At 68.7% G+C, this 22,485-nt stretch carries 19 protein-coding genes and 1 tRNA gene; 5 read left to right on the top strand and 15 right to left on the bottom strand.

Translation table 11 applies throughout. The features are described 5' to 3' along the window. Positions 1 to 26: 26 nt before the first annotated feature. The 3 genes from RAC81_RS11135 to RAC81_RS11125 all read right to left on the bottom strand — a co-directional run bounded on the left by RAC81_RS11135 (position 27) and on the right by RAC81_RS11125 (position 2,570). Entirely contained in the window at positions 27 to 1,061 is a 1,035-nt protein-coding gene (locus RAC81_RS11135; RefSeq protein ID WP_375082400.1) for a ribose-phosphate diphosphokinase, read from the bottom strand. A gap of 8 nt (positions 1,062 to 1,069) precedes the next feature. Further along, on the bottom strand, positions 1,070 to 2,497 hold the full coding sequence (gene glmU / locus RAC81_RS11130) for a bifunctional UDP-N-acetylglucosamine diphosphorylase/glucosamine-1-phosphate N-acetyltransferase GlmU (RefSeq protein ID WP_375082399.1): 1,428 nt from the start codon (positions 2,495 to 2,497) through the stop codon (positions 1,070 to 1,072). A gap of 1 nt (position 2,498) precedes the next feature. Then, positions 2,499 to 2,570 (bottom strand) — tRNA-Gln (locus RAC81_RS11125). Positions 2,571 to 2,660: 90 nt separating this feature from the next. Here RAC81_RS11125 and RAC81_RS11120 point away from each other — a divergent pair. After that, positions 2,661 to 3,155: a MarR family winged helix-turn-helix transcriptional regulator gene (locus RAC81_RS11120; RefSeq protein ID WP_251587361.1), complete on the top strand. Its 495-nt coding sequence runs from the start codon at positions 2,661 to 2,663 to the stop codon at positions 3,153 to 3,155. 48 nt (positions 3,156 to 3,203) lie between these two features. Here RAC81_RS11120 and RAC81_RS11115 read toward each other — a convergent pair whose 3' ends face one another. Further along, complete coding sequence (locus RAC81_RS11115) at positions 3,204 to 4,145, bottom strand: NADP-dependent oxidoreductase (RefSeq protein WP_375082398.1); 942 nt, start codon at positions 4,143 to 4,145, stop codon at positions 3,204 to 3,206. A 107-nt stretch (positions 4,146 to 4,252) separates the two neighbouring features. On the opposite strand from RAC81_RS11115, the gene RAC81_RS11110 reads away from it, so the two are divergent. Next, a complete protein-coding gene (locus RAC81_RS11110) occupies positions 4,253 to 5,188 on the top strand; it encodes a helix-turn-helix domain-containing protein (protein ID WP_341933898.1) in 936 nt (311 codons plus the stop codon). Between the two features lie 16 nt (positions 5,189 to 5,204). Further along, positions 5,205 to 6,146 (top strand): pseudouridine synthase, encoded by a 942-nt coding sequence (locus tag RAC81_RS11105; RefSeq protein WP_375082397.1) that lies wholly within the window; start codon positions 5,205 to 5,207, stop codon positions 6,144 to 6,146. Here the strand turns inward: RAC81_RS11105 and RAC81_RS11100 are convergent. The 6 genes from RAC81_RS11100 to RAC81_RS11075 all read right to left on the bottom strand — a co-directional run bounded on the left by RAC81_RS11100 (position 6,133) and on the right by RAC81_RS11075 (position 13,649). Continuing rightward, positions 6,133 to 6,792, bottom strand: coding sequence for a methionine ABC transporter permease (locus tag RAC81_RS11100; RefSeq protein WP_375082396.1), 660 nt, complete (start codon positions 6,790 to 6,792; stop codon positions 6,133 to 6,135). The two genes, RAC81_RS11105 and RAC81_RS11100, sit on opposite strands and share 14 nt — an antisense overlap. Further along, the gene (locus RAC81_RS11095) at positions 6,792 to 7,835 is read right to left on the bottom strand and encodes a methionine ABC transporter ATP-binding protein (RefSeq protein WP_375082523.1); all 1,044 of its coding nucleotides are present in this window, start codon (positions 7,833 to 7,835) and stop codon (positions 6,792 to 6,794) included. The genes RAC81_RS11100 and RAC81_RS11095 overlap by 1 nt, the downstream gene beginning before the upstream one ends. Positions 7,836 to 7,941: 106 nt before the next feature. Next, complete coding sequence (locus RAC81_RS11090) at positions 7,942 to 8,850, bottom strand: MetQ/NlpA family ABC transporter substrate-binding protein (protein WP_375082395.1); 909 nt, start codon at positions 8,848 to 8,850, stop codon at positions 7,942 to 7,944. A gap of 101 nt (positions 8,851 to 8,951) precedes the next feature. Then, a complete protein-coding gene (locus RAC81_RS11085; RefSeq protein ID WP_375082394.1) occupies positions 8,952 to 10,766 on the bottom strand; it encodes a Na+/H+ antiporter in 1,815 nt (604 codons plus the stop codon). A gap of 103 nt (positions 10,767 to 10,869) precedes the next feature. Continuing rightward, positions 10,870 to 12,678 (bottom strand): ABC-F family ATP-binding cassette domain-containing protein, encoded by a 1,809-nt coding sequence (locus RAC81_RS11080; protein ID WP_375082393.1) that lies wholly within the window; start codon positions 12,676 to 12,678, stop codon positions 10,870 to 10,872. 50 nt (positions 12,679 to 12,728) lie between these two features. Continuing rightward, positions 12,729 to 13,649 (bottom strand): phosphotransferase, encoded by a 921-nt coding sequence (locus tag RAC81_RS11075; protein ID WP_375082392.1) that lies wholly within the window; start codon positions 13,647 to 13,649, stop codon positions 12,729 to 12,731. Between the two features lie 947 nt (positions 13,650 to 14,596). Between RAC81_RS11075 and RAC81_RS11070 the strand changes: the two genes are divergently transcribed. Together RAC81_RS11070 and RAC81_RS11065 are read left to right on the top strand one after the other, a co-directional pair. Beyond that, a complete protein-coding gene (locus tag RAC81_RS11070; RefSeq protein WP_375082391.1) occupies positions 14,597 to 14,821 on the top strand; it encodes a hypothetical protein in 225 nt (74 codons plus the stop codon). A 3-nt stretch (positions 14,822 to 14,824) separates the two neighbouring features. Further along, entirely contained in the window at positions 14,825 to 15,961 is a 1,137-nt protein-coding gene (locus RAC81_RS11065; protein WP_375082390.1) for a DUF222 domain-containing protein, read from the top strand. A 249-nt stretch (positions 15,962 to 16,210) separates the two neighbouring features. Here RAC81_RS11065 and RAC81_RS11060 read toward each other — a convergent pair whose 3' ends face one another. The 5 genes from RAC81_RS11060 to RAC81_RS11040 all read right to left on the bottom strand — a co-directional run bounded on the left by RAC81_RS11060 (position 16,211) and on the right by RAC81_RS11040 (position 22,482). Next, positions 16,211 to 17,332, bottom strand: a complete 1,122-nt coding sequence (locus tag RAC81_RS11060; protein WP_375082389.1) for a substrate-binding domain-containing protein — start codon at positions 17,330 to 17,332, stop codon at positions 16,211 to 16,213. Between the two features lie 59 nt (positions 17,333 to 17,391). Continuing rightward, positions 17,392 to 18,750, bottom strand: a complete 1,359-nt coding sequence (gene mmsB / locus RAC81_RS11055) for a multiple monosaccharide ABC transporter permease (protein ID WP_375082388.1) — start codon at positions 18,748 to 18,750, stop codon at positions 17,392 to 17,394. Beyond that, on the bottom strand, positions 18,747 to 20,267 hold the full coding sequence (gene mmsA, locus RAC81_RS11050) for a multiple monosaccharide ABC transporter ATP-binding protein (RefSeq protein ID WP_179297497.1): 1,521 nt from the start codon (positions 20,265 to 20,267) through the stop codon (positions 18,747 to 18,749). Before mmsA ends, mmsB begins: the two co-directional genes overlap by 4 nt. Positions 20,268 to 20,419: 152 nt before the next feature. Further along, positions 20,420 to 21,433, bottom strand: a complete 1,014-nt coding sequence (locus tag RAC81_RS11045) for a LacI family DNA-binding transcriptional regulator (protein WP_375082387.1) — start codon at positions 21,431 to 21,433, stop codon at positions 20,420 to 20,422. Between the two features lie 116 nt (positions 21,434 to 21,549). Next, entirely contained in the window at positions 21,550 to 22,482 is a 933-nt protein-coding gene (locus RAC81_RS11040; RefSeq protein ID WP_375082386.1) for a 4-(cytidine 5'-diphospho)-2-C-methyl-D-erythritol kinase, read from the bottom strand. Positions 22,483 to 22,485: the final 3 nt, after the last annotated feature.

Raw genomic sequence — 22,485 nt, 5'->3', positions numbered from 1 at the left:
CCGGCTGTGCCGTGACGCTGCGTGACCTACGCGTCGCCGCCGAACATGCTCGTGACCGAGCCGTCCTCGAAGACCTCGTGGATGGCCCGGGCGAGCAGCGGCGCGATCGGCAGGATCGTCAGCTTCTCCCAGCGACGGGATTCCGTGAGCGGAATCGTGTCGGTGATCACGACCTCGTCGATCGCGGCGTCCTGGAGCCTCTCGGAGGCCGGATCACTGAAGATCGCGTGAGTGGCGGCGACGATCACCCGGTGGGCGCCGTTGGCCTTGAGCGCCTGCGCGGCCTTCACGATCGTGCCGCCGGTGTCGATCATGTCGTCGACGAGCAGGCAGGTGCGGCCCTCGACGGTGCCGACGATCTCGTGCACCGAGACCTGGTTGGCGACCTTGGGGTCACGGCGCTTGTGGATGATGGCGAGCGGGGCGCCGAGGCTGTCCGACCAGGTGTCGGCCACTCGCACGCGGCCCATGTCGGGCGAGACGACGGTGAGGATCTCGCGATCGGCGGGGCTCAGCGTGCGCTCGAAGTGCTCGAGCAGCACGGGCTTGGCGAATAGGTGGTCGACCGGACCGTCGAAGAAGCCCTGGATCTGCGCGGCGTGCAGATCGACGCTCATGACGCGGTCGGCGCCCGCCGTCTTCAGCAGATCGGCGACGAGGCGGGCGCTGATCGGCTCGCGCCCGCGGCCCTTCTTGTCCTGACGCGAATACGGATAGTAGGGCGCGACCACGGTGATGCGCTTGGCGGATGCGCGCTTGGCGGCGTCGATCATGATGAGCGTCTCCATGAGCCACTCGTTGACCGGTTCGCCGAACGTCTGGATGAGGAACAGGTCGCATCCGCGGATCGACACCTCGAAGCGGGCGTAGATCTCACCCGAGGCGAACGTGCGGTGCTCGGTGGGCACGACCTCGGTGCCGAGCGCCGACGCCACAGCGGCGGTCAGCTCGGGGTGGGAGCGGCCGCCTGCGACCACGAGCCGCTTCTTCGTCTTGGCGACGAGACCCGGAGCGATGCCGTTGTCCCGATCCAGAACGACCGTCTTGTTCTTGCGCGCCATCAGTCCGCCTACTCCGCCGCTCGGGCCCGTGCCGCGGCATCCGCCGCGCCCGTGCCTGCCCTGTTGTTCTCGACCCAGCCCTCGATGTTGCGCTGGGGGGCGACGCTCATGGCAAGGGCACCGGCCGGGACGTCCTTGCGGACGACGGCGCCGGCACCTGTCTTGGCGCCAGCACCCAGCCTAACGGGCGCGACGAGCGTCGTGTGCGAGCCGGTGTGCACCTCGTCCTCGACCACGGTGCGGTGCTTGTTCACGTCGTCGTAGTTGGCCGTGATGGTGCTCGCGCCGAGGTTCACGCCCCGGCCGATCGTGGCGTCGCCGACGTACGACAGGTGCGGGACCTTGCTGCCCTCCCCGATCTCGGCGTTCTTCGTCTCGACGTAGGCGCCGATCTTACCCCCGGCTCCGAGGACCGTGTTGGGGCGCAGATACGAGAAGGGCCCGACCGTCGCCTCGGTGCCGATCACGGCGAGGGTCGCGTCGCTGCGGCGCACCGTGGCCCTCTCCCCCACCTCGCAGTCGACGAGCGTGGTGTCCGGCCCGATCATGGCGCCCTCGCCGATCTTCGTGGCCCGCAGGATCTGGGTGTTCGGAAGGATCGTGACGTCGGGTGCGAGCGTCGCGTCGTCGTCGATCCACGTGGTCGCCGGATCGATCACGGTGACGCCCTCGAGCTGCCAGCGGCGCACGATGCGCTCGTTGAGCAGACGGCCGACGAGAGCGAGCTGCGCGCGGTCGTTGACGCCGAAGGTCACCGACACGTCGGAGACGACGGATGCCGCCACGCGGTCGCCCGCGGCGCGCAGCAGCCCCGGGACATCGGTCAGGTACATCTCGCCCTGCGCGTTGTCGACGCCGACCTGCGGCAGGTAGCGGCGCAGCGCTTCAGCACGGAAGACGTACATGCCGGCGTTGATCTCGCGCACCGACGCCTCGTCGGCGGTCGCGTCCTTCTGCTCCACGATGCGGTCGACGCCGCCGTCGGCGTCGCGGATCACGCGACCGTATCCGGTCGGGTCGTCGACGACCGCCGTCATCAGGGTGGCGGCGGCCTCGGCATCCCGATGCTCGGCGAGGAACGCGCTGAGCGTGTCGACGTCGGCCAGCGGGCAGTCGCCGGAGAGGACGAGCACGTCGCCGTCGAAATCGGGGATCGCGTCGATCGCGACCTGGACAGCGCGCCCGGTGCCCGGCACGTCGTCCTGGTCGACGAACACCGCATCCGGGTAGTCCTCGCGCAGCGCCGCGACCACCTGGTCGCGCTCGTGCCGCACGACGACCTCCACGTGGTCGGCGGCGAGACGCGCGGCCGTCGTCAGCACGTGCCCGACGAGCGGTCGACCGCCGATGGGATGCAGCACCTTCGGCAGCCGCGACTTCATGCGGGTGCCCTGCCCGGCCGCGAGGACGATGATGGCGAGATTGTTCCCAGTCATGCTCCGCCGCCAGGACTCGAACCTAGACCTCACAGCTCCAAAGGCTGTCGTGCTGCCATTACACCACGGCGGACCGCGGCGCCCAGGGGCGGCCGCCCGTCAAGTCTGCCACGTCCACCCGGGTGCCGACGGCACGCGTCGTCCCACCGGCGATAATGGACGGATGAGCCAGGCGGATGAGGTCGATCGCATCGTCGGCGCCTGGAACGCCCAGCGCCCTGATCTCGACTTCTCGCCGCTCGAGGTCCTGTCGCGGGTCGACCGACTCACGCGTCTGCTCGACCGTGCTCGCCGTGACGTCTTCCGCCGCAGCGACCTCGAACCGTGGGAGTGGGATGTGCTCTCCGCGCTGCGTCGGGCGGGGTCACCGTTCCAGCTCTCGCCCAAGCAGCTGCTGCAGCAGACGCTCGTGTCCAGCGGGACCATGACCAATCGCATCGACCGGCTCGTCGGACGCCGATTCGTGAGGCGCGAGGCGGATCCTGCCGACGGGCGCAGCGTGCTCGTCACGCTCACTGACGACGGACGCATTCGCGTGGATGCCGCGATCACGCGTCTCGTCGACGTCGAGGCCGACCTGCTGCAGGGCCTCTCCCGGGGCGACCGCGACCGCCTCGCGGCTCTGCTGCGCAAGCTGAGCCTGAGCTTCGACGCCTGACGACCGGCGGTGCGGGTCGGGATCCTGCCGCGACCCGCACCATCTCGGTCAGATCGTCGGATCGACGATGACCGCGACCTTGCCGGTCGCCCGACCCGTCTCCACGCGCTCCTGCGCCGCAGCGAGGTCGTCGAGCGGGAAGCTCGAGTCGAGGTGCACGCTCACGCGACCCGCTTCGGCGAGCATCGCGATCTCCGACAGCTCTGCGCCGTCGGCATGGACGAGGATGCGCTGCACGGGCGATGCTCCCCATTCCCCGAGCTGGGCCGTCTGCGCGGCGGACAGGCCGGTGATCGTGATCACCGACGTCCCCTCGCGCACGGCACCGCGCGGCGGCAGCGTGGCATCGACCGTGACGATCACGGCGTCGACGGGGGCGATGGCGGCGAGGCCCTGCTCGTCGCGGTAGTCGACGACCTCCGCCGCTCCCCAGCCCCGCAGCAGCTCGTGCTTCGCCGGGCTGCCCGTCGTGACGACCTCTGCCCCTCGGGCGACGGCGAGCTGGATCGCCAGGTGACCGACGCCTCCGGCACCGCCGAGGACGAGGACGCGCTGCCCGTCGCGCACGCCCGCGGCATCCAGCGCCTGCCAGGCCGTGAGAACCGCGAGCGGGGCCGCGCCGGCCTGCGCCGTCGACCACGTGCTCGGGATCGGGGCGAGGTCGCTGGCGGAGACGAGCGCGTACTCCGCCAGCGTGTGCGCGATGTCGGGGAAGGCGGCGAGCGCGTGGACGCGGTCGCCGGGCGCCCAGCCGGTGACCTCGGGGCCGACCTCGGCGATCACGCCGGCGACGTCCCACCCGGGGAGAGCGGAGTAGCGGATGACGCCGAAGTCGTGCGCTGCCGCCCGGATCTTCACGTCGACGGGGTTGAGGCCGGCTGCTCCGACACGGAGGAGGACCTGGCCGGGCCCGGGGGTCGGGGTCTCGACCTCGACGATCGAGATCACGTCGGCGGCCGAGCCGGGTCCTGAGTACTTCGCTGAACGCACTGGTTTGCCTTTCTGGTCTGCGGATCATCTGATCGCAGACATCAGCCTGGTCGCCGAGACGGATCGCCACCAGTGACCCGAAGGACAACATGTGTCACGATAGAGCCATGCATCGGATCGCCGTCGTCGCCCTCCCCGGCGTCTTCCCCTACGAGCTCGGGGTGCCAGCCCGCTTCTTCCGCGCGGCTCAGCGCGACGGCGAGCCCCTGTACTCCGTCACCACCTGCACGCTCGACGGCCTCCCCGTCGCGACGAACGCCGACTTCGCGATCACACCGGCAGCCGACCGCCGGATCCTGGAGACGGCCGACACGATCATCGTGCCGCCCTGGAGCGATGCGGAGATCGCCGGAGACCCGATCGGCCTCGCCGAGTACGCCGACCGACGCATCGTGAGCTTCTGCACCGGTGCGTTCACTCTCGCAGCCGCGGGGTTGCTCGACGGCAAGGAGGCGACGACGCACTGGTGCGCGTCCGACGAGTTCGCCCGCCGGTTCCCCCGCGTGCGGCTGCGCGAGGACGAGCTCTTCGTCGACGAGGGCTCCGTGCTCACCGCCGCCGGCGCATCCGCCGCGGTCGACGCGACCATGCACCTCATCGCGAGCGACCACGGCGCGGCCGTCGCCGCTCTCGTCGCGCAGACCACGCTCGCCGCGCCGCACCGCGGCGGAGGTCAGCGTCAGTTCATCGCGCGTCCGCCGGTGCCGCAGACTCCGGTCGGATCGGCGGGCGACATCCAGGCCTGGCTGCTGGCCCACGTCGAGGAGCCGCTGTCACTGGCAGCGGTCGCCGCGCACTTCGGCATGAGCGTCCGGACCCTCACTCGACGATTCCGGAGCGAGACGGGCCGCACGGTCGGCGACTGGTTCGCCGACGCCCGGGTCGACCGTGCGCGAGAGCTGCTCGAGACGACCGACCTGCTGATCGACGATGTCGCCCTGCGCTCGGGGTTCGCCACAGCGGCCGCCCTGCGCAAGCACTTCCGCGATCGGCTGGGCATCGCGCCGCAGCAGTACCGGTCGCGGTTCGCGCGCGCCGCGTAGGCTGATCCGAATGGGCATGCTCTCCCCCCTCCCCATGCGCGACGGCGTGGGTGCGACCCGACTCCACGTGCCCCTGACGGGCGAGTGGCCGACGATCGCGGCCTACATGATCGAGCGATTCTTCCACCTCGACCCCGAGCGGCTGCTTGTGCGGTTCGACCGCGGCGAGATCGTGGCGCGCGACGGCAGGCCGCTCCCGCGCGAGACCCCGCTCGGCGCGGAGGAGTTCGTCTGGTACTACCGCGAGCCGCCCGAGGAGCGCGAGATCCCGTTCCCGATCGAGGTGCTGCATCACGACGACGACCTCGTCGTGATCGACAAGCCGCACTTCCTGCCGACGACGCCCGGCGGCAAGTACGTGCAGAACTCCGCGCTCGTGCGGCTGCGCAATCTCCTCGGCATCCCGGAGCTCACCCCGATCCACCGTCTCGATCGCGCCACAGCCGGCCTGCTGATGTTCTCCGCCCGTCCGGAGACGCGGGGCGCGTACCAGCTGATGTTCGAGAATCGCGAGGTCCAGAAGACCTACGAGGCGGTGTCCGCGCGTCCCGAGGGCTGGGAACAGGATGCCGCGGGCTTCCCCCTCGTGTACCGCAACCACATCGTGAAGCCTCGTGCGCAGCTGTGCGTCGAGGTCATTCCGGATCGCGAGCCGAACGCCGAGACGCTGATCGAGATCCAGAACGCCGACGGCGACGTCGTGCACACTCTGCTCCGTCCGCACAGCGGCAAGATGCACCAGCTCCGTGTGCACCTCGCCGCGGTGGGCCTCGGCATCCTGCACGACCGGTTCTACCCTGTGCTGGAGCCCGAGACCCCGGACGACTTCGACCGGCCGCTGCAGCTCCTTGCTCGCGAGCTGCGCTTCGTCGACCCGCTGAACGGCGCCCAGAGGGAGTTCACCACGCGACGCACGCTCGCCTTCGCACCGGAGGCGAGCGCGGTCAGCGACGCATGATCCGACGCGCGAGGCGGGTTCCGAGCAGCTGCACGAGGTGCACGAACACGACGATGAGGATGATCGCGGCCCACATCACGACCGGCTCGAACTGCCGGAAGCCGTAGACCTGCGCGAAGGCTCCGAGGCCTCCGCCGCCGATCAGACCGGCCATCGCCGTCATGTCGATGAGGGCGACGACGATGAAGGTGTAGCCGAGGATGAGCGGGCCGAGGGATTCGGGGATCGCGACGGTGAAGAGGATGCGCAGCGGGCTCGCCCCCATCGCTCGCGCGGCCTCGATCACGCCGGGCGACACCGAGACGAGGTGCTGCTCGACGATGCGTCCGATCGCGAAGGCGGCCGCGATACCGATGAGGAACGCGCCGGCGGTGGTGCCGATGCCGGTGCCGACCACGACGCGGGCGAACGGCTGCGCGACGGCGACGAACAGCACGAACGGGATCGGACGGAAGAAGTTCACGGCGAGGTTCGCGATCGCCGAGACGACCGCGTTCTGCATGAGTCCGCCGGGGCGGGTGACGTAGAGCACGACGCCGATCACGAGACCTAGCACCCCGCCGAGCACCAGCGCGAACGTGGTCATGTAGAGCGTCTCGAGGGCGGCGGACCAGAACTCCGGGCCCAGTTCGATCAGGCGATCCATCAGCGGGTCTCCTCTCCGGCGAGCTCGGTCACTTCGACGCGTTCACCGATCGTCGCGAGCGCGCGGTCGATGGCTGTGGCGTCGCCGCGGATCGCGAGGGTGAGATGCCCGAACGCGCGACCTCGGATGTCGTTGATGCCGCCGTACACGAGCTCGAAGTCGAGTCCGGCTGCCGCGAGGTCGAGGAACACCTGCGCCTGCGAGGAGTCGCCGTCGCGGAACGAGAACGTGACGATACGGCCGTGGTGCCGGTCGCGCAGCACCGCCAGTTCGGCCGGCGACGGGATGCCCTTGACCACCGTCCCGACGAAGCGCTGCGATGCCGGGTTCTGCGGTGCGGAGAAGACGTCGAACACGTCGCCCTGCTCGATAACCCGGCCGCGCTCCATCACAGCGACCTTCGTGGCGATGGTCTGGATGACGTCCATCTCGTGCGTGATGACGACGATCGTGACGCCCTGCTCCCGGTTGACGCGGCCGAGCAGATCGAGCACCTCGTGCGTCGTCTGCGGATCGAGGGCGCTCGTCGCCTCGTCGGCCAGCAGGATCGCGGGCTTCGTCGCGAGGGCGCGCGCGATGCCGACGCGCTGCTTCTGACCGCCGGAGAGCTGCTCGGGATACGCCTTGGCCTTGTCGGACAGACCGACGAACGACAGCAGCTCGGTGACGCGCTCCTCGATGTCGGCCTTCGACCACCCCGCGAGCTTGAGGGGGTACGCGATGTTCGCCTTCACCGACCGTGACGAGAACAGGTTGAACTGCTGGAAGATCATGCCGATGCCGCCGCGGACCTTGCGCAGCGCGCTCTCCGACAGCGTCGTGATGTCGACGCCGTCGACGAGGATCGTGCCCGCCGTGGCCGGCTCGAGCGCGTTGATGAGTCGCACGAGCGTGGACTTGCCCGCGCCCGAGTACCCGATGATCCCGAAGACGTCGCCCTTCTCGATGTCGAGGGTGACGTCGTCGACAGCCACGATCTGGGCGTCGCGCGACGTGCGGGAGGGATAGGCCTTCGACACGTTGGTCAGGCTCACGATCGGCATGGATGCTCCGGTGATGGGGTGGGCGGCGGAACGACGAATCGGGTGACGCACGCGGCGCCACCCGATTCTCTCGTATCAGCGAGGGGTGGATCTCACCCCCGCTGACTCACTTCTGCGCTTCGGTGTCCTTCTCGACCTTCTTGAGCGAGTCGACGAGGTCCTTCACGGGGGTCTGCAGCGGCACGGCGGTGTCACCCGACGACTCGAGCAGACCGGCCTGCACGTCTTCGTTCGTCTGGAAGATCTCGACGAGCTTGAGGTACGTCTCGTTGTCGGCGTCCTCGGCGCGCGCGGCGAAGACGTTCACGTACGGCAGCGCGTTGGGGTCCTCGGGGTCGTCCTGCGCGATCGCGTCGTCGAACGTCAGGCCCGAGTCCTCGACGAAGTCGTTGTTGATGATCGCGGCGGCCACATCGGGCAGCGATGTCGGGATGAGCGCGGCCTCGAGAGCGGTGACCTTGACCTTCGACTTCTCGGTATCGACATCGGCGAGATCCGAGAAGATCGTCCCGCCGCTCTTCAGCTCGACGAGGCCGGCGGACTGCAGCACGAGCAGAGCGCGGGCCTGGTTGGACGCGTCGTCGGGGACGGCGACGGTCTCGCCCTCGGGGATGCTCTTCACGTCGTCGTACTTCTTCGAGTACAGACCGAGCGGGTAGATGGCGGTCGCGCCGATGGGCTCGAGGTCCGAGCCGGAGCTCACGTTGTAGTTCGCGAGGTACACGATGTGCTGGAACTGGTTGAGGTCGATCTCTCCCTCGCTCAGCGCCGGGTTCGGCTGCTCGTACGAGCCGAAGTCGACGAGCTCTACCGTGATGCCCTCCTCGGCCGCGGCCTCGACGAACGGCGCCCACTGCGCGTCGCCCTTGCCGACGACGCCGATCTTGACGGTCTCATCGCCCCCGGAGTCACCGCCGGATCCGGCGTCGGAGGATGCGGTCGCGCAACCCGAGAGGGCGACGAACAGCGGCACCGCGGCGAGCGCGGCGATCAGGGAAGTGGTACGGCGTGACATGGGGTAGGGGTTCCTCTCTTGGGGGACTCGAATACGTTAGGCAGCCGCCGCCACCGCCCGATAATCGAGTGTCACAGAGCGTCACAGCGGGTCACGCCGCGTCAGTCGAACTCCTCGATCCCCTGCAGCCGCACCTGTTCGAGGTCGAGCCGCGCCGAGATCCGCCGCACCACGAGGTCGTCGACCCTGCCCGATCGACGGAGGCCCAGCAGCACCTCCCGCTTGCGGTCGATCAGGGCGAGCTTGAGCCGCGTGTGCTCGTCGTGGCGCACGAGCGGCGACCGCTGCATGACGTCGACGTCGGGCGACGTGGCGATCATCTGCAGGGTCCTGACCTCGCCCTCCGCGCCTCCATCGCCGTCGATCAGCGCGTCGCCGTCGGCCACCGCCGCGTTCATGCCCGACGGGGAATCGGCTCCCCCGTTCCCCGTGACGACGCGCGCACCGCCCGTGCCGCTGCCGCCGAGCGGGTCGGGCTCGTCGAGCATCTCGTCGAGGGCGCGCGCCTCGGCATCCACGATCGCCTGCTCTCTGGCCAGAGCTCGCGCGTTCGAGAACTCGAGCATCTGGTAGCCCTCGGCACGCACCTTGTCGCGGACCTCCTGTCCGACGCCGTGCTCGGCGGCGAGGTCGTCGAGAGCGGCGAGGGCCGCGCCCGAGATGGTGCGCTCGGCCAGCTCGTACTCCTCGTCCTCCGCGTGGTCGACGGGGAACCGCGCCCACCGCACGAGCGCGGGGAGCAGGGGCGCCTGCACCAGAAGACTGAGCAGGATCACTCCGGCCGTGACGAAGACGATCTGGTCGCGGCCGGCGATCTCGCCGCCGGTCGCGCTCGCGGCCGGGACGGAGAGCGCGATAGCGAGAGACACGGCCCCGCGCATACCTGCGACCGTCGAGACCGCTCGCGCACGGGAACGGGACCCGCGCGCCTGACGGAGCCCGGGCTGCCGCTGGAACACGGCGTTCAGGAACTGGAAGACGTAGCGCACGACCAGGAGCGTGACCCAGACGGCCAGCGTGATGAGCACGAGCCGTCCGATCGCGGCTCCCGAGATCTCGTGGACGACGAACTGGACCTCGAGCCCGATGAGCACGAACAGCGCTCCGTTGAGCAGGAACACCCCGAACGGCCACGCCGCGTCGGCCTGGCGGCGGGAGGATGCCGTCGTCACGCGCGGCGACACGTAGGCGACGATCAGTCCGGCCACCACGACGGACAGCACACCGGATGCGTGAACAATCTCGGCGAGCAGGAACGAGCTGAACGGGATCAGGAGCAGCGTGACGTTGATCACCACGGTCCGCGACGTGCGGCGCAGGAGCAGGTACCCGAGCGTCGCGACCACGACGCCCGCGGCGACCCCGCCGACATACGAGATGAGCACCGACAGGGTGACCGACCACGGCGTGATGTTGCCGCCCAGCGCCAGCGAGACCGCGATGGCGTACAGGACGAGCGCGGTGCCGTCGTTCGTGAGACTCTCGGCCTTGAGCTTCATGAACATCCGGCGCGGCAGCAGACGGCCGAGCGCGGCGACGGCGGTGGCGTCGGGAGGGGCGACCGCGGCGCCGAGGATGAGGGCGATCTCCCACGGCATCCCGAACAGCACTCCGATGCCGGCGACCGCGAACGCGGACGCGACGACGAGCAGCGTGCTCATCGGGAGGATGTAGCGGAAGTCGCGGCGGATCGATCGCAGCGACGTCGTGAGACTCTCCCAGAACAGCATCACCGGGAGGAACAGCAGCAGGACCGTCTCGGGCGGCAGCTGGATCTCGCGCAGCTGGGGGATGAATCCCCACGCGAGTCCGAGGATGACGAGGACGAGCGGCAGAGCGAGGCGGATACGGGGAGCGAGCAGCGCTCCGACGAGGATCGTGAGTCCGATCAGGACGGTTACTTCGAGGCCTTCCATCCCTACCTCCCAACGCAGGTAGGAGAAGGATATTCCTCGCGGGGCCGATCTGCTCTGTTCAGCCGATGCGCTCTCAGCCGATACGCTCTCAGCCGATACGCTCTCAGCCGATCTGCTCGGTCAGCTCGAACCAGCGCAACTCGAGCTCCTCGATCTCGGACTCCTGCTCGCCGATCTTCTTCATGCGGTCTCCGAGGCCCGCGTAGTCCGACTGATCATGGTCGGCGAGGGCGTGCTTGGCCTTGTCGACCTGGTCGGTGAGCTTCTGGATCCGACGCTCGAGAGACGCGATCTCCTTCTGAGCCGCGCGCAGCTCTGCGCCGTCGAGACCGGACGGTGCCGCTGCGGCATCCGTCTTCGTCACGCTCGCCGGGGCTGCCTCCTGCAGCTGACGCAGGCGGAGGTACTCGTCGACGCCGCCGGGCAGGTGGCGCAGACGTTCGTCGAGGATCGCGTACTGCTGATCCGTCACGCGCTCGAGGAAGTACCGGTCGTGGCTGACGACGAGCAGGGTGCCAGACCACGAGTCGAGGAGATCTTCGATCGCCGCGAGCATGTCGGTGTCCATGTCGTTGGTCGGCTCGTCGAGGATCAGGACGTTGGGCTGGTCGAGCAACACGAGGAGCAGCTGCAGCCGGCGCTGCTGTCCGCCCGAGAGGTCTTTGACGGGGGTGGACAGCTGCGCCGACGAGAACCCCAGACGTTCGAGCAGCTGCCCCGGCGTGAGATCCTGCGCCTTCGATCCCGTGCCCATCGTGTACGAGGTGCGGAGCCCCGAGATCACGACCCGCACCGGATCGTTCCAGTGCTGCTCGAGCTCGTCGAGGCGCTGCGTCAGGGACTTCACCTTGACCGTGGTGCCGCGCTTGATGCGCCCCTCGGTCGGCTCGACGGTGCCCGAGATCAGCCCGAGGAGGGTCGACTTGCCGGCGCCGTTCACCCCCAGGATGCCGGTGCGCTCGCCCGGCGCGATGCGCCACTCGACGTCGGACAGGATGCGTCTGGTGCCTCCGTCGGCGGTCGGGTAGGTGACGCCGACGTCCAGCAGATCGACGACGTCCTTGCCCAGGCGCGATACGGCGAGCGACTGCAGCGACACCGTGTCGCGGATCTCCGGCACGTCGGCGATGAGCTCGTTGGCCGCCTCGATGCGGAACTTCGGCTTGCTCGTGCGGGCGGGAGCGCCGCGGCGCAGCCACGCCAGCTCCTTGCGCGCGAGGTTCTGCCGCTTGGCCTCGGTGGCCGCCGCCATGCGATCGCGCTCCACGCGCTGCAGGATGTAGGCCGCGTAGCCGCCCTCGAAGGGCTCGACGATGCGGTCGTGCACCTCCCACGTCTCGGTGCAGATCTCGTCGAGGAACCACCGGTCGTGGGTGACGACGAGGAGTGCGCCGGAGTTCGCCGGCCACCGCCGCTTGAGGTGTCCGGCGAGCCAGGTGATGGCCTCGACGTCGAGGTGGTTGGTCGGCTCGTCGAGGGCGATGACGTCCCAATCCCCCGCGAGCAGCTTCGCGAGCGACACCCGCCGGCGCTGTCCTCCGCTGAGGGAGCCGATCCGCGCATCCCACGGCAGATCCGTGAGGAGTCCGGCGATCACATCGCGCACCCGCGCGTCGCCCGCCCACTCGTGCTCGGGGGTGTCGCCCACCACCGCCTCGGCGATCGTGACGTCGTCGCCGAGGGTGTCCGCCTGCGAGAGGACGCCGATCGTGGTGCCGCCGCGCACCGTGACGCGGCCGGAATCGGGCTCCTTGGTGCCGGCGAGCATGCCGAGCAGACTCGACTTGCCGTCGCCGTTGCGGCCGACGATGCCGATGCGGTCGCCCTCCTCGATGCCGAGGGTCACGGAGTCGAAGACGACCCTGGTCGGATATTCGAGGTGCAGGGCTTCAGCCCCGAGAAGATGTGCCATGTCGTCTTCCAGGGTAGTCGCGCGGGCTGCGGGCGGCCGCGCCGTTCTGCTCAGTTTCCGTCTACGAGCGACATCTGCGCGATCCAGTCGACGGCGGCGAGCGCTTCGCGTCGCTGGAAGTCGCGCAGCGTCGTCATACCGGGTGGCGCGGGCCAGCGGCATTTCTCGAACCAGCCCCCGCCGAGCGCCGCGAGGAGCGAGATGTGATCCTCGGTGGACGAACCGTCGAACGCCGGATGGGCGCGCAACGGATCGACATCGGTTGCGGGGTCCTCCACCCGCAGATCGAGGAGATAGAGGAGTGCGTCCTCCCACCCCGCTCCGCGGGCCGCCCACGGCCAGTCGAGCAGCCGGGCACGCCCGTCAGCATCGATCAGGATGTTGTCGGCGCGGAGATCCCCGTGCACGAGCCGCTCCCCCGCGACCGCCGCGCCCACGCGTCGCGCATGCTCCTGAAGTGACGCCAGGTGGGTGACACACCACGGGGTGGTCGTGGCGAGAAGGTCGGCGGTGGCGAGCCGTTCCCACGACCCCGCGTCCTCGGCGATCTCGTCCGCGAGTCGCGGGAGCGACGCGGGAGGTTCTGTACTCGCGAGCGCGGCGATCGCGCCGAGCACCAGCGCGGCGTCGAGCAGCGAGTCCTTCCGCGGATGCCGGCCGTCGACGTCCTCGATCACGAGGACCGCCCAGTCGTCATCGATGAACGAGTCGATGAGATGGGCGGCGGGAAGCCCTCGCGGAACCATGCGCAGGATCTCCGCCTCGCGTCGATAGAGGTCGAACGTGCCCGGGGATGCCGCGGGTATCGCCTTCACGAAACGGCGACTGCCGTCGGCGAAGGTCACCCGCGATGCCAGGCCGGCGGAGAAGCCGCCGGGTTGCGTGCGCGCGACGCTCACCGCGGATCCTGCGACCTCCTCGACGCGAGCGCGGGTCTCGGGTGGGAGCTGTGACCATTCGAGCCGTGCCATCGGGCCACCCTATCCGCCAGGCGGGCACGCGGGCGCGAGGGCCAAGCGAGCTCGGTGGATGTCGTGAGCGTCAGTTCAGCGCTGCTTCGACGACGGGCGCGTGGCGCGATTCCAGGTCCTGGTTCCAGTGTCCCAGCAGGTGAAGCGTCGCGATCCGGAAGACGAGAGCTCGCACGAGCATTTGCGATCCTTCCGAAATCCGGTCTCGGAAGGATCGCAGCTCGTGCAACTCCAGCCCGTGCCAGCACGCGGCGTCCGCAATGACGATGGCGTCGGCGAAACCCGACCGGGCGCCAATATGGAGCCCAACCGATGATCGTCGGTGGCTCGTCGTTCGCGAACATGACGTTCCCGAGAAGGTCACCGTGTATCACTTGCGACTCGGCGTCTACCGAGTGGAACGCTCCAGCGAGCCGTTTCAAGACGGCGCTGTCCGGAAGGCGCTCCTCACCCCAGGCGATACGGTCAGCCCTCGCCCATGGGTCTGCCGCGTCATCGATGAAGGCCGGACGAGGCAGGTGCGCGACAGCGCGGTGAAAGGCACTTCCCGCGCGGAGGACCTCCGTTGTGCGTGTCTCGTCCGTATGACCGGGGAGCCACTGCCACGCTTCCCATCCATCCGCAGTCCACGACCCCTCGGCACTGGACACTGCACGCGGAGTCTGAAAAAGCTCGAAGCGCGGAAGGGTCGAGAGTGTCTCGGCTTTCCACACGGTCTCGCCGTCGCCTACAGACGGTCGCAGCACGATGTCGCCGGCCCGGAACGTCCGCCCGCGACCGCCTGGTAGGCGTTCGAGCTGGAGGAGTCGCAGATCGATGCCGAACTCGGCGAGCGCTCTCTCCGAGGGGACAGAACCGGCCACCATTGCCCCAGGGTAACTCGCCCAGCCTGCGGGGGCTGTGCGAAACTTTGTTCGAATGTCGGTGGCTCGTGGTTGACTCGAGTCATGACAGCACTCCTCGACGCGATTGACTCGCAGATGGCGACGCTCGCCGGTCTCGTCGAGACGCTTCGCCTCGCAGACCGGACACTGGCGTCGATGCAGGCGGCGCGCGACGGGCTTCTCGCGGTCGCGAATCACTTGGCGATCGACATCGCGAAGCAGGGAGCTCACCCCGATGGCGGGGACCATGCGATCCGCGCGATCGCAGCCGAGATCGGAGCGGTGTAGCGCGTGAGCGACAGAACAGTCGAACGACGCATGGCCGACGCGATGCTGCTCGTCGAGCAGTTCCCGACCGTCTGGGCGGCGCAGGGGGCGGGGCGGATCAGCGCCGCGCACACCCGGGTGATCGTCGATGCGGGTTCGCACCTCGACGACGCGGATCGCGCGGCCTACGCCGCCGTGATGATTCCCCTCGCCGAGGAGGAGTCGCCGAACCGGCTGCGGCTGCTCGCCCGACGTGAGGCGGAGAAGTTGCTCGCGCGCTCGATCGACGAACGGCACCGCGACGCTCGGGCGACTCGTCGGGTGTGGATCACGGATGGCGAAGACGGCATGGCCGGTCTGCATGTTCATGCGCCGGCGGTGCTGGTGCACGGCATGTTCGATCGACTCTCGCAGGCAGCGCACGCGCTGCGCGACGAGAACCGCGCAGCCGCGCGCGACGCGCGCCAAGACGGACAAGAGCATGCCGCCGACGAACGAACGGTCGATGAGATCCGCGCCGACCTGCTGACCGACCTCGTGCTCACCGGCGTGCCCGCCGGGCATGACACGGCCGACGGGTTGCTCGGCGCGATTCAGGCTCGGATCGACATCACGGTGCCCGTGCTCACGCTCATGGGCAATGATGTGGCTGACGTCACAGGAGCCGCGGACGCGGGAGATGCGGCAGCGGCGACCCCGGTAGCGCCTCCCGCCGAGCTGGACGGGGTGATCCCGGTGGATGCCGAGACGGCACGCGTCCTCGCCGGCGGAGCGTCAGGATGGAACCGGGTACTCACCGACCCCGTGAGCGGACGGATGCTGGCGGTCGACCGCTACCGACCGAGCCGACACCTCCGACGTCACCTGCGAGCGCGCGATCAGCGGTGCCGCTTTCCCGGATGCCGGATCGTCGCGCGTAGATGCGACCTCGATCACAACCATGACGCGGCGACGGGCGGGGCGACCTGCGACACGAACCTCGCGCACTTCTGCCGCCGACATCACGTGCTGAAACACCACTCCCCCTGGCACGTCGAGCAACTGTCTGGCGGAGTGCTGCGCTGGACCAGTCCGACCGGTCGGACGTATCTCGACACCCCGCCCGCACCGAACACGGTCGTGTTCCGCGACACCGCCGTCGCCGCCCGCGCGCCGTTCTGACCTGAGCGACAGCTCCTGTCTGCGCGACCGGTGATCCGGGCCACCGTCTGCGTGACCGGTGATCAGGGCCACTGTCTGCGCGACCGGTGATCAGGGCCACCGCGTTCAGCGCGAACGATCGCGCGCGAACGATCACCTCGCGAACAATTACGACCACGACATGCAGGAACCGCCCGGGCCTGACGACCCGGGCGGTTCCCGGCGAAGCGCATTCGCCGGAGCGTTATCGCTTGCTGTTGCGCCTTGTACTTACTGGTACGACTTCACGATCTCGAGGAGGCTCGGGACGTTGGCGTACGCCTCGGCCGCGTTGTCCTTGGTGACGATGACCGGGTCGAGCAGGTACGAGTCGACGACCTTCACACCGTTGTCGTAGGACTCGGTGTCGTTCACGTCGACCTCCTCGCCCTTCTGCAGCTGCTCGACCATCTTGATGGCCTGCTGCACGAGGAGCGTGGTGTCCTTGTTGATGGTGGAGTACTGCACGCCCTCCATGATCGACTTCACGGACTCGACCTCGGAGTCCTGACCCGTGACGACCGGAACCGGCTTGCCGGCCTGCTGCACCGAGGTGATGATGGCGCGAGCGAGGGTGTCGTTCGGAGAGAGGACGCCGTCGATCACGGTGTCACCGCTGTACGAGCCGGTGAGCAGCGTGTCCATGCGGTTCTGGGCGTTCTCAGCGAGCCAGCCCTCGGTCGCGGTCTGGGCGATCTCGGTCTGACCCGAGACGACCTTCAGCGTGCCGTCATCGATCTTCGGCTGCAGGACCTCCATGGCGCCGTCGAAGAAGACCGCGGAGTTCGCGTCATCCGGCGAACCCGAGAACAGCTCGATGTTGTACGGAGCCTCGTGGCCCGCACGCGCCTCGAGACCGTCCAGCAGGGCCTGACCCTGCAGCTGGCCGACCTTGAAGTTGTCGAACGCGACGTAGTAGTCGACGGCCTCGGTGTTCTCGATGAGGCGGTCGTACGCGATCACGTAGGCACCGGCATCCTTGGCCGCCTGCACCTGCGTGGCCAGCTGCTTGCCGTCCTTCGCGCCGATGATGATGACCTTGGCGCCGTTGGTGACCATGGCCTGGATCTGGTTCTGCTGCTCCGCGACCGTGTTGCTGGCCGGGGCGTACTGCACGTCGGCCTTGAAGCCGGCCTCCTCCAGACCGTCGGTGAAGAGCTGGCCCGCGAGGACCCAGTTCTCACTGGTCTTGTCGGGAAGCGCGACGCCGATCGTGGCGTCGGCCGCGAAGCCCTTCGTGGCCTCGTCGCCCGAACCCGAGCCGGTGTCGCCGCCACGCTCGGCCGAGCAGCCGGTCAGGGCGAAGGCAGCCGTCGCGACGAGCGCTGTCGCTGTGACGATGATCTTCTTCATGTGATCTCTTTCTGTGTGATGTGACGGATCCAGCGCGCGAGCACTGCGCGAGGATTCGCTTACTCGCCCCGCGTCTTCTCGACGGGTGGGGCCTGGTAAGTCTTGTTGGGCTCGAACACCGGCGACGCCTCGGGGTCGTCCTTGCGGCCCCAGCGACGGGTCATGAAGCCGATGATCGAGGGGCGGCCCTGCTGCTTGTTCCAGACGTCGATGCCGACCGCGAGCAGGAGCACGAGGCCCTTGATCATCGAGACGACGTCGGCGCCCTGGCCGAGCAGCGCGAGGCCGTTGTTGAGGAAGGCCATGACGAGACCACCGATGATCGAGCCGATCACGGTGCCGATGCCGCCCGCGACGGCCGCACCGCCGATGAAGACCGACGCGATGGCGTCGAGCTCCCAGCCGGTGCCGTCGTTCGGACCGGAGGCCTGCGAGCGGGCCACGAAGATCATGCCGGCGAGAGCGGCCATGACCGACATGTTCATCATCACGAAGAAGTCGACCCAGCGGTCCTTCACACCCGAGAGGCGCGCGGCCTGACGGTTGCCGCCGACCGCGTAGATGTGACGGCCGAAGACCGTGTTGCGGGTGACGAACGAGTAGATGATGACGAGGGCCAGCAGGATGATGCCCGGGACGGGGAAGCTCGTGCCGGGGCGGCCGGTCGCGAACATCCACCCGGCGGCGAGCACGACGATCGAGAGCAGTACGACCTTGACGGTGCTGACCCAGACGGGCGCCGAGTCCGAGCCCATCTTGTGCTGGATGCGGCGGGTGCGGATCTCCCAGAAGATGAGCCAGGCGACACCGACGAGCGCGAGGATCATGGTGGGCACGTTGAAGGGCAGCGGCAGCGCGATCTCCGGCAGGTAGCCGGTTCCGATGTACTGGAAGCCCTTGGGAACCGGGATGGTCTGCGCGTCGCCGATCCACTGCTGCGCCCCGCGGAAGAACAGCATGCCCGCGAGGGTCACGATGAAGGCGGGGACCCCCACGTAAGCCACCCAGAACCCTTGCCAGGCGCCGACCAGAGCTCCGACGGCGAGGCCGAGCAGGATCGCGGCCGGCCACGGGAGGTTCCACTCGGCCATCGACTTCGCCACGATGATGCCCGTGAACGCGGCCACCGAACCGACCGACAGGTCGATGTGGCCCATGATGATGACCATCACCATGCCGATCGCCAGGATCAGGATGAACGAGTACTGGTTGATGACGTTGATCACGTTGCCCGGCGTCAGCGTCGCACCGTTCGGACCGTTCCGCAGCAGCGTGAAGATCTCGAACAGGACGATGATGACGATCAGGCTGCCGAGGATGCCGAACTGGCGCAGCGACGAGGTGCCGTTGCTCCCGAACATCTTGCGGATGTCGCCGAAGTGGAAGCCACGCTTCGTTGTCGTGAGGTCGGTGGTCATGCGGATGCTTTCTGAGTCGCGGAGGTCATGCTGCGCATGAGGGCCTCGGGTGTTGCCTGGTCGGCCGGGATGCAGTCGGTGACCCGACCTTCGAAGACGGTGTAGATGCGGTCGGAGATGCCCAGCAGCTCGGGCAGCTCGCTCGAGATCACGATGACGCCCTTGCCCTGCGAGGCGAGTTCGTTGATGATCGCGTAGATCTCGTACTTGGCGCCGACGTCGATGCCGCGGGTCGGCTCATCGAGGATGAGCAGGTCGGGGTCGGTGAACATCCACTTCGCGAGGACGACCTTCTGCTGGTTGCCGCCCGACAGCTTGCCGACGCCCTCCTCGACCGAGGGGGTCTTGATGCGCAGCGCCTTGCGGTAGCGCTCGGCGACGGTGTACTCCTCGCGCTCGTCCACGACACCGCGGTGCGTGATCTTCGACAGCTTGGCGGCGACGACGGAGCGCTTGATCGTGTCGAGCAGGTTGAGGCCGAGCACCTTGCGGTCCTCGCTCACGTACGCGAGTCCGTGCTTGATCGCGGAGGCGACGTCGGGGATGACGACCTCCTGGCCGTCCTTGATGATCGTTCCCGACTGGAAGTTGCCGTACGAGCGACCGAACAGGCTCATCATGAACTCGGTGCGGCCCGCCCCCATGAGCCCGGCGATGCCGACGACCTCGCCGCGGCGCACGTTGATGCTCGACCCCTTGACGACCATGCGCTCGGCGACCGACGGGTGCTGGACCCACCAGTCCTTGACCTCGAAGAACACCTCGCCGATCTCGGGCGTGCGGTCGGGGTACCGGCTCTCCAGCGAGCGGCCGACCATGCCGCGGATGATGCGGTCCTCGTTGATCTCGCCGCGCGAGATGTCGAGCGTCTCGACCGTGCGGCCGTCGCGGATGATCGTGATCTCGTCGGCGATCTGCTCGATCTCGTTGAGCTTGTGGCTGATCATGATCGACGCGATCCCCTTGGCCTTGAGGCCGAGGATCAGGTCGAGCAGGTGCTGCGAGTCGTTCTCGTTGAGCGCGGCCGTCGGCTCGTCGAGGATGAGCAGCTTGACGTCCTTGTTGAGCGCCTTCGCGATCTCGATCAGCTGCTGCTTGCCGACGCCGAGGGTCTTGATCGCGACATCCGGGTCCTCCTTGAGGCCGACGCGCGCGAGCAGCTCGGTGGCGCGCTGCCGCTGGGCCTGCCAGTCGATGCGGCCGAACCGGCGGATCTCGTTGCCGAGGAAGATGTTCTCGGTGATCGACAGCTCCGGGATGAGCGCCAGCTCCTGGTGGATGATCGCGATGCCCGCCTGCTCGCTGGCGGCGATGTCGCGGAACCGCTGCTCCTCGCCGTACAGCAGGATCTCGCCGTCGTAGGAGCCATACGGGTAGACGCCCGACAGCACCTTCATGAGGGTGGACTTGCCTGCGCCGTTCTCGCCGCAGATCGCGTGGATCTCTCCGGCGCGGACGGTGATGGAGACGTCAGACAGCGCCTTGACCCCCGGGAACTCCTTGGTGATGCTGCGCATCTCCAGGATGGGGCCAGACACGACCGGCAACGTTGCTGTGGTGCTCACGGATCTTCCTCGCTACGTGCGGTCACTGTCGATGTGACCGTTCACATTGGTACATAGTCTACGCTCGCTGAGGCGGTGTCAAGACCGCGACGCGAATTGTTCGCTTATCGAGCTGCGGCCGATTCCCGGGTTCGCAGCGTCGTCTGCAACGACCCGAACTCGGGCGGATCCTCGCCGCGGATCTGCGCGAGCAGGAGCCGCACCGCCCGGCGGCCGAGCTCCGGGAAGTCCTGATGCACGGTCGTCAGCGTCGGTGCGACGTGTGCCGAGACGGGAATATCGTCGAAGCCCACCACGCTCACGTCCTCCGGCACGCGGATCCCCGCGTCGCGGAACCCGTGCATGAGGCCGATGGCCATCTGGTCGTTCGCGACGAAGACGGCCGTGAAATCTCGGCGACGGGCAAGCTCCTGCCCCGCGAAGTAGCCGAAGTCGGCTGTCCAATCGCCGCGGATCGGCGGGAAGGTCGGCAGGTCCGCCTCGCGCAGCGCCTCGAGGTATCCGCGCATCCGCGACTCCGCCTCGATCCAGTCCTGCGGCCCCGCCAGGTGGATGATATCGCTGTGCCCGAGCGCGATGAGATGCTCGGTGGCAGTGCGAGCGCCCGCGACCTGGTCGGCCGACAGGCTCACGCCATCAGATCCCGAGGCGGTCTGCAGCGAGACGAAGGGCGTATCGCTCGCCATTGCTCGCAGCACATGGAACACGCGCACCTGCGGCGCGAGCACGACGATCCCGTCGACCTGCTCGCGCGCGAGCTGGCGCAGCGCGCTGCCGATGGCCTCGGGCGAGGTCGCGGACAGGTTCAGCGTCGAGACCGAGTATCCCTCCTCGCGCGCGGCATCCTCGATGCCGACGATCGACGACGTCGGACCGAACTCCCCCACGGTCGCCGACAGGATGCCGAGCATGTTCGACTTGCTCGTGACGAGCGCCCGCGCAGCGAGATTCGGCCGGTAGTCGAGCACGGAGATCGCGTCGAGGACCTTCGCCTTCGTCTCCGGGCGGATGCTGGGGTGATCGTTGAGCACTCGGGATACCGTCTGATGCGACACTCCGGCGAGACGCGCGACATCGCGGATGCTGGGCATCCTGGCGCGCTCGGAGGCAGTCGACACCGCAGGCCTCCTCGCATGTGCACGGTCACATCGTCACACCATTATGTCTCCGCGAGCGCGGGAACGCACTTCGACGACACCCGACGTCGCCCGGAGAGCGCGGGGCGGGTCGACGCTCAGCCGAGGATGCGCGCGCCGGCGACGGGGCCGTGCACGTGCAGCGAGTCGATCCCGTGCTCGTCGAGCGACGTCTGCACGGTCCTCGCGGCATCAGCGTTCGCGCACAGCAGGGCGACCGTCGGCCCCGAGCCCGACACGATCCCCTGCAGGGCGCCGGCGTGGATGCCGCGGAGGATGGTCGTCTCCAGCTCGGGCCGCTCGTGCAGCGCGGCCTCCTGGAGGTCGTTGTAGATGCTCTCGGAGAGCAGCTCGGGGTCACCGGAACGGAGCGCCTGGAGCACCGGAATCGGCACGTCGAGAGACAGCGGCGGATCATCGGCGAGCGCCCCCTCCTCCTCGCGGAGCGCGTCGAGCCGCGCGTAGACCAGCGGCGTCGAGAGGCCCTGTTCGCTCGGCACGAGCACCCAGTCGAAACGGCCGCGCGCGAGAGCGGGGTTCAGCTGATCACCGCGGCCGGTGCCGACCGCGGTGCCGCCGTGCAGCGCGAAGGGCACGTCCGCGCCCAGACGGGCTGCCAGCTCGTGCAGCCGTGTCGTCGAGAAGCCGGTGCCCCAGAGGGCGTCGCAGGCGACGAGGGCCGCCGCGGCGTCCGCCGACCCGCCCCCCATGCCGCCGGCGACCGGGACGCTCTTGCGGATCTCCAGCGCGACGCCGCCGTGGTAGTCGGCTGCCGCCGCGAGGAGCTTGGCCGCACGCATCGCGAGGTTGCGGTCGTCCACCGGCACGGTGTCCGGGTCGTCGACACCCGACACCGTGAGCGAGAAGTCGTCGGCATGGCGCGCGATGACATCCTCGTAGAGCGACACGGCCTGGAACACCGTCGCCAGTGCGTGGTATCCGTCGTCGTGACGGCCGCCCACGCCGAGATAGACGTTGATCTTTCCCGGTGCACGCACGTGCACGGACTCGGCGGGGGCGGCGAACGTCATGAC

The organism is Microbacterium sp. CR_7 (assembly GCF_041954755.1).
In the GTDB taxonomy this organism is placed as follows: domain Bacteria; phylum Actinomycetota; class Actinomycetes; order Actinomycetales; family Microbacteriaceae; genus Microbacterium.
This window is presented reverse-complemented; position numbering and strand designations above follow the sequence as displayed.

What these genes read in the sequence shown, in the direction of transcription:
- RAC81_RS11080 (WP_375082393.1), bottom strand. Translation starts at nt 12,678, where the DNA reads ATGGCACATCTTCTCGGGGCTGAAGCCCTGCACCTCGAATATCCGACC.
- mmsA (WP_179297497.1), bottom strand. Translation starts at nt 20,267, where the DNA reads ATGCGCAGCATCACCAAGGAGTTCCCGGGGGTCAAGGCGCTGTCTGAC.
- RAC81_RS11105 (WP_375082397.1), top strand. Translation starts at nt 5,205, where the DNA reads ATGCTCTCCCCCCTCCCCATGCGCGACGGCGTGGGTGCGACCCGACTC.
- RAC81_RS11120 (WP_251587361.1), top strand. Translation starts at nt 2,661, where the DNA reads ATGAGCCAGGCGGATGAGGTCGATCGCATCGTCGGCGCCTGGAACGCC.
- RAC81_RS11095 (WP_375082523.1), bottom strand. Translation starts at nt 7,835, where the DNA reads ATGCCGATCGTGAGCCTGACCAACGTGTCGAAGGCCTATCCCTCCCGC.
- RAC81_RS11085 (WP_375082394.1), bottom strand. Translation starts at nt 10,766, where the DNA reads ATGGAAGGCCTCGAAGTAACCGTCCTGATCGGACTCACGATCCTCGTC.
- RAC81_RS11135 (WP_375082400.1), bottom strand. Translation starts at nt 1,061, where the DNA reads ATGGCGCGCAAGAACAAGACGGTCGTTCTGGATCGGGACAACGGCATC.
- RAC81_RS11060 (WP_375082389.1), bottom strand. Translation starts at nt 17,332, where the DNA reads ATGAAGAAGATCATCGTCACAGCGACAGCGCTCGTCGCGACGGCTGCC.
- RAC81_RS11100 (WP_375082396.1), bottom strand. Translation starts at nt 6,792, where the DNA reads ATGGATCGCCTGATCGAACTGGGCCCGGAGTTCTGGTCCGCCGCCCTC.
- mmsB (WP_375082388.1), bottom strand. Translation starts at nt 18,750, where the DNA reads ATGACCACCGACCTCACGACAACGAAGCGTGGCTTCCACTTCGGCGAC.
- glmU (WP_375082399.1), bottom strand. Translation starts at nt 2,497, where the DNA reads ATGACTGGGAACAATCTCGCCATCATCGTCCTCGCGGCCGGGCAGGGC.
- RAC81_RS11090 (WP_375082395.1), bottom strand. Translation starts at nt 8,850, where the DNA reads ATGTCACGCCGTACCACTTCCCTGATCGCCGCGCTCGCCGCGGTGCCG.
- RAC81_RS11110 (WP_341933898.1), top strand. Translation starts at nt 4,253, where the DNA reads ATGCATCGGATCGCCGTCGTCGCCCTCCCCGGCGTCTTCCCCTACGAG.
- RAC81_RS11070 (WP_375082391.1), top strand. Translation starts at nt 14,597, where the DNA reads ATGACAGCACTCCTCGACGCGATTGACTCGCAGATGGCGACGCTCGCC.
- RAC81_RS11040 (WP_375082386.1), bottom strand. Translation starts at nt 22,482, where the DNA reads ATGACGTTCGCCGCCCCCGCCGAGTCCGTGCACGTGCGTGCACCGGGA.
- RAC81_RS11075 (WP_375082392.1), bottom strand. Translation starts at nt 13,649, where the DNA reads ATGGCACGGCTCGAATGGTCACAGCTCCCACCCGAGACCCGCGCTCGC.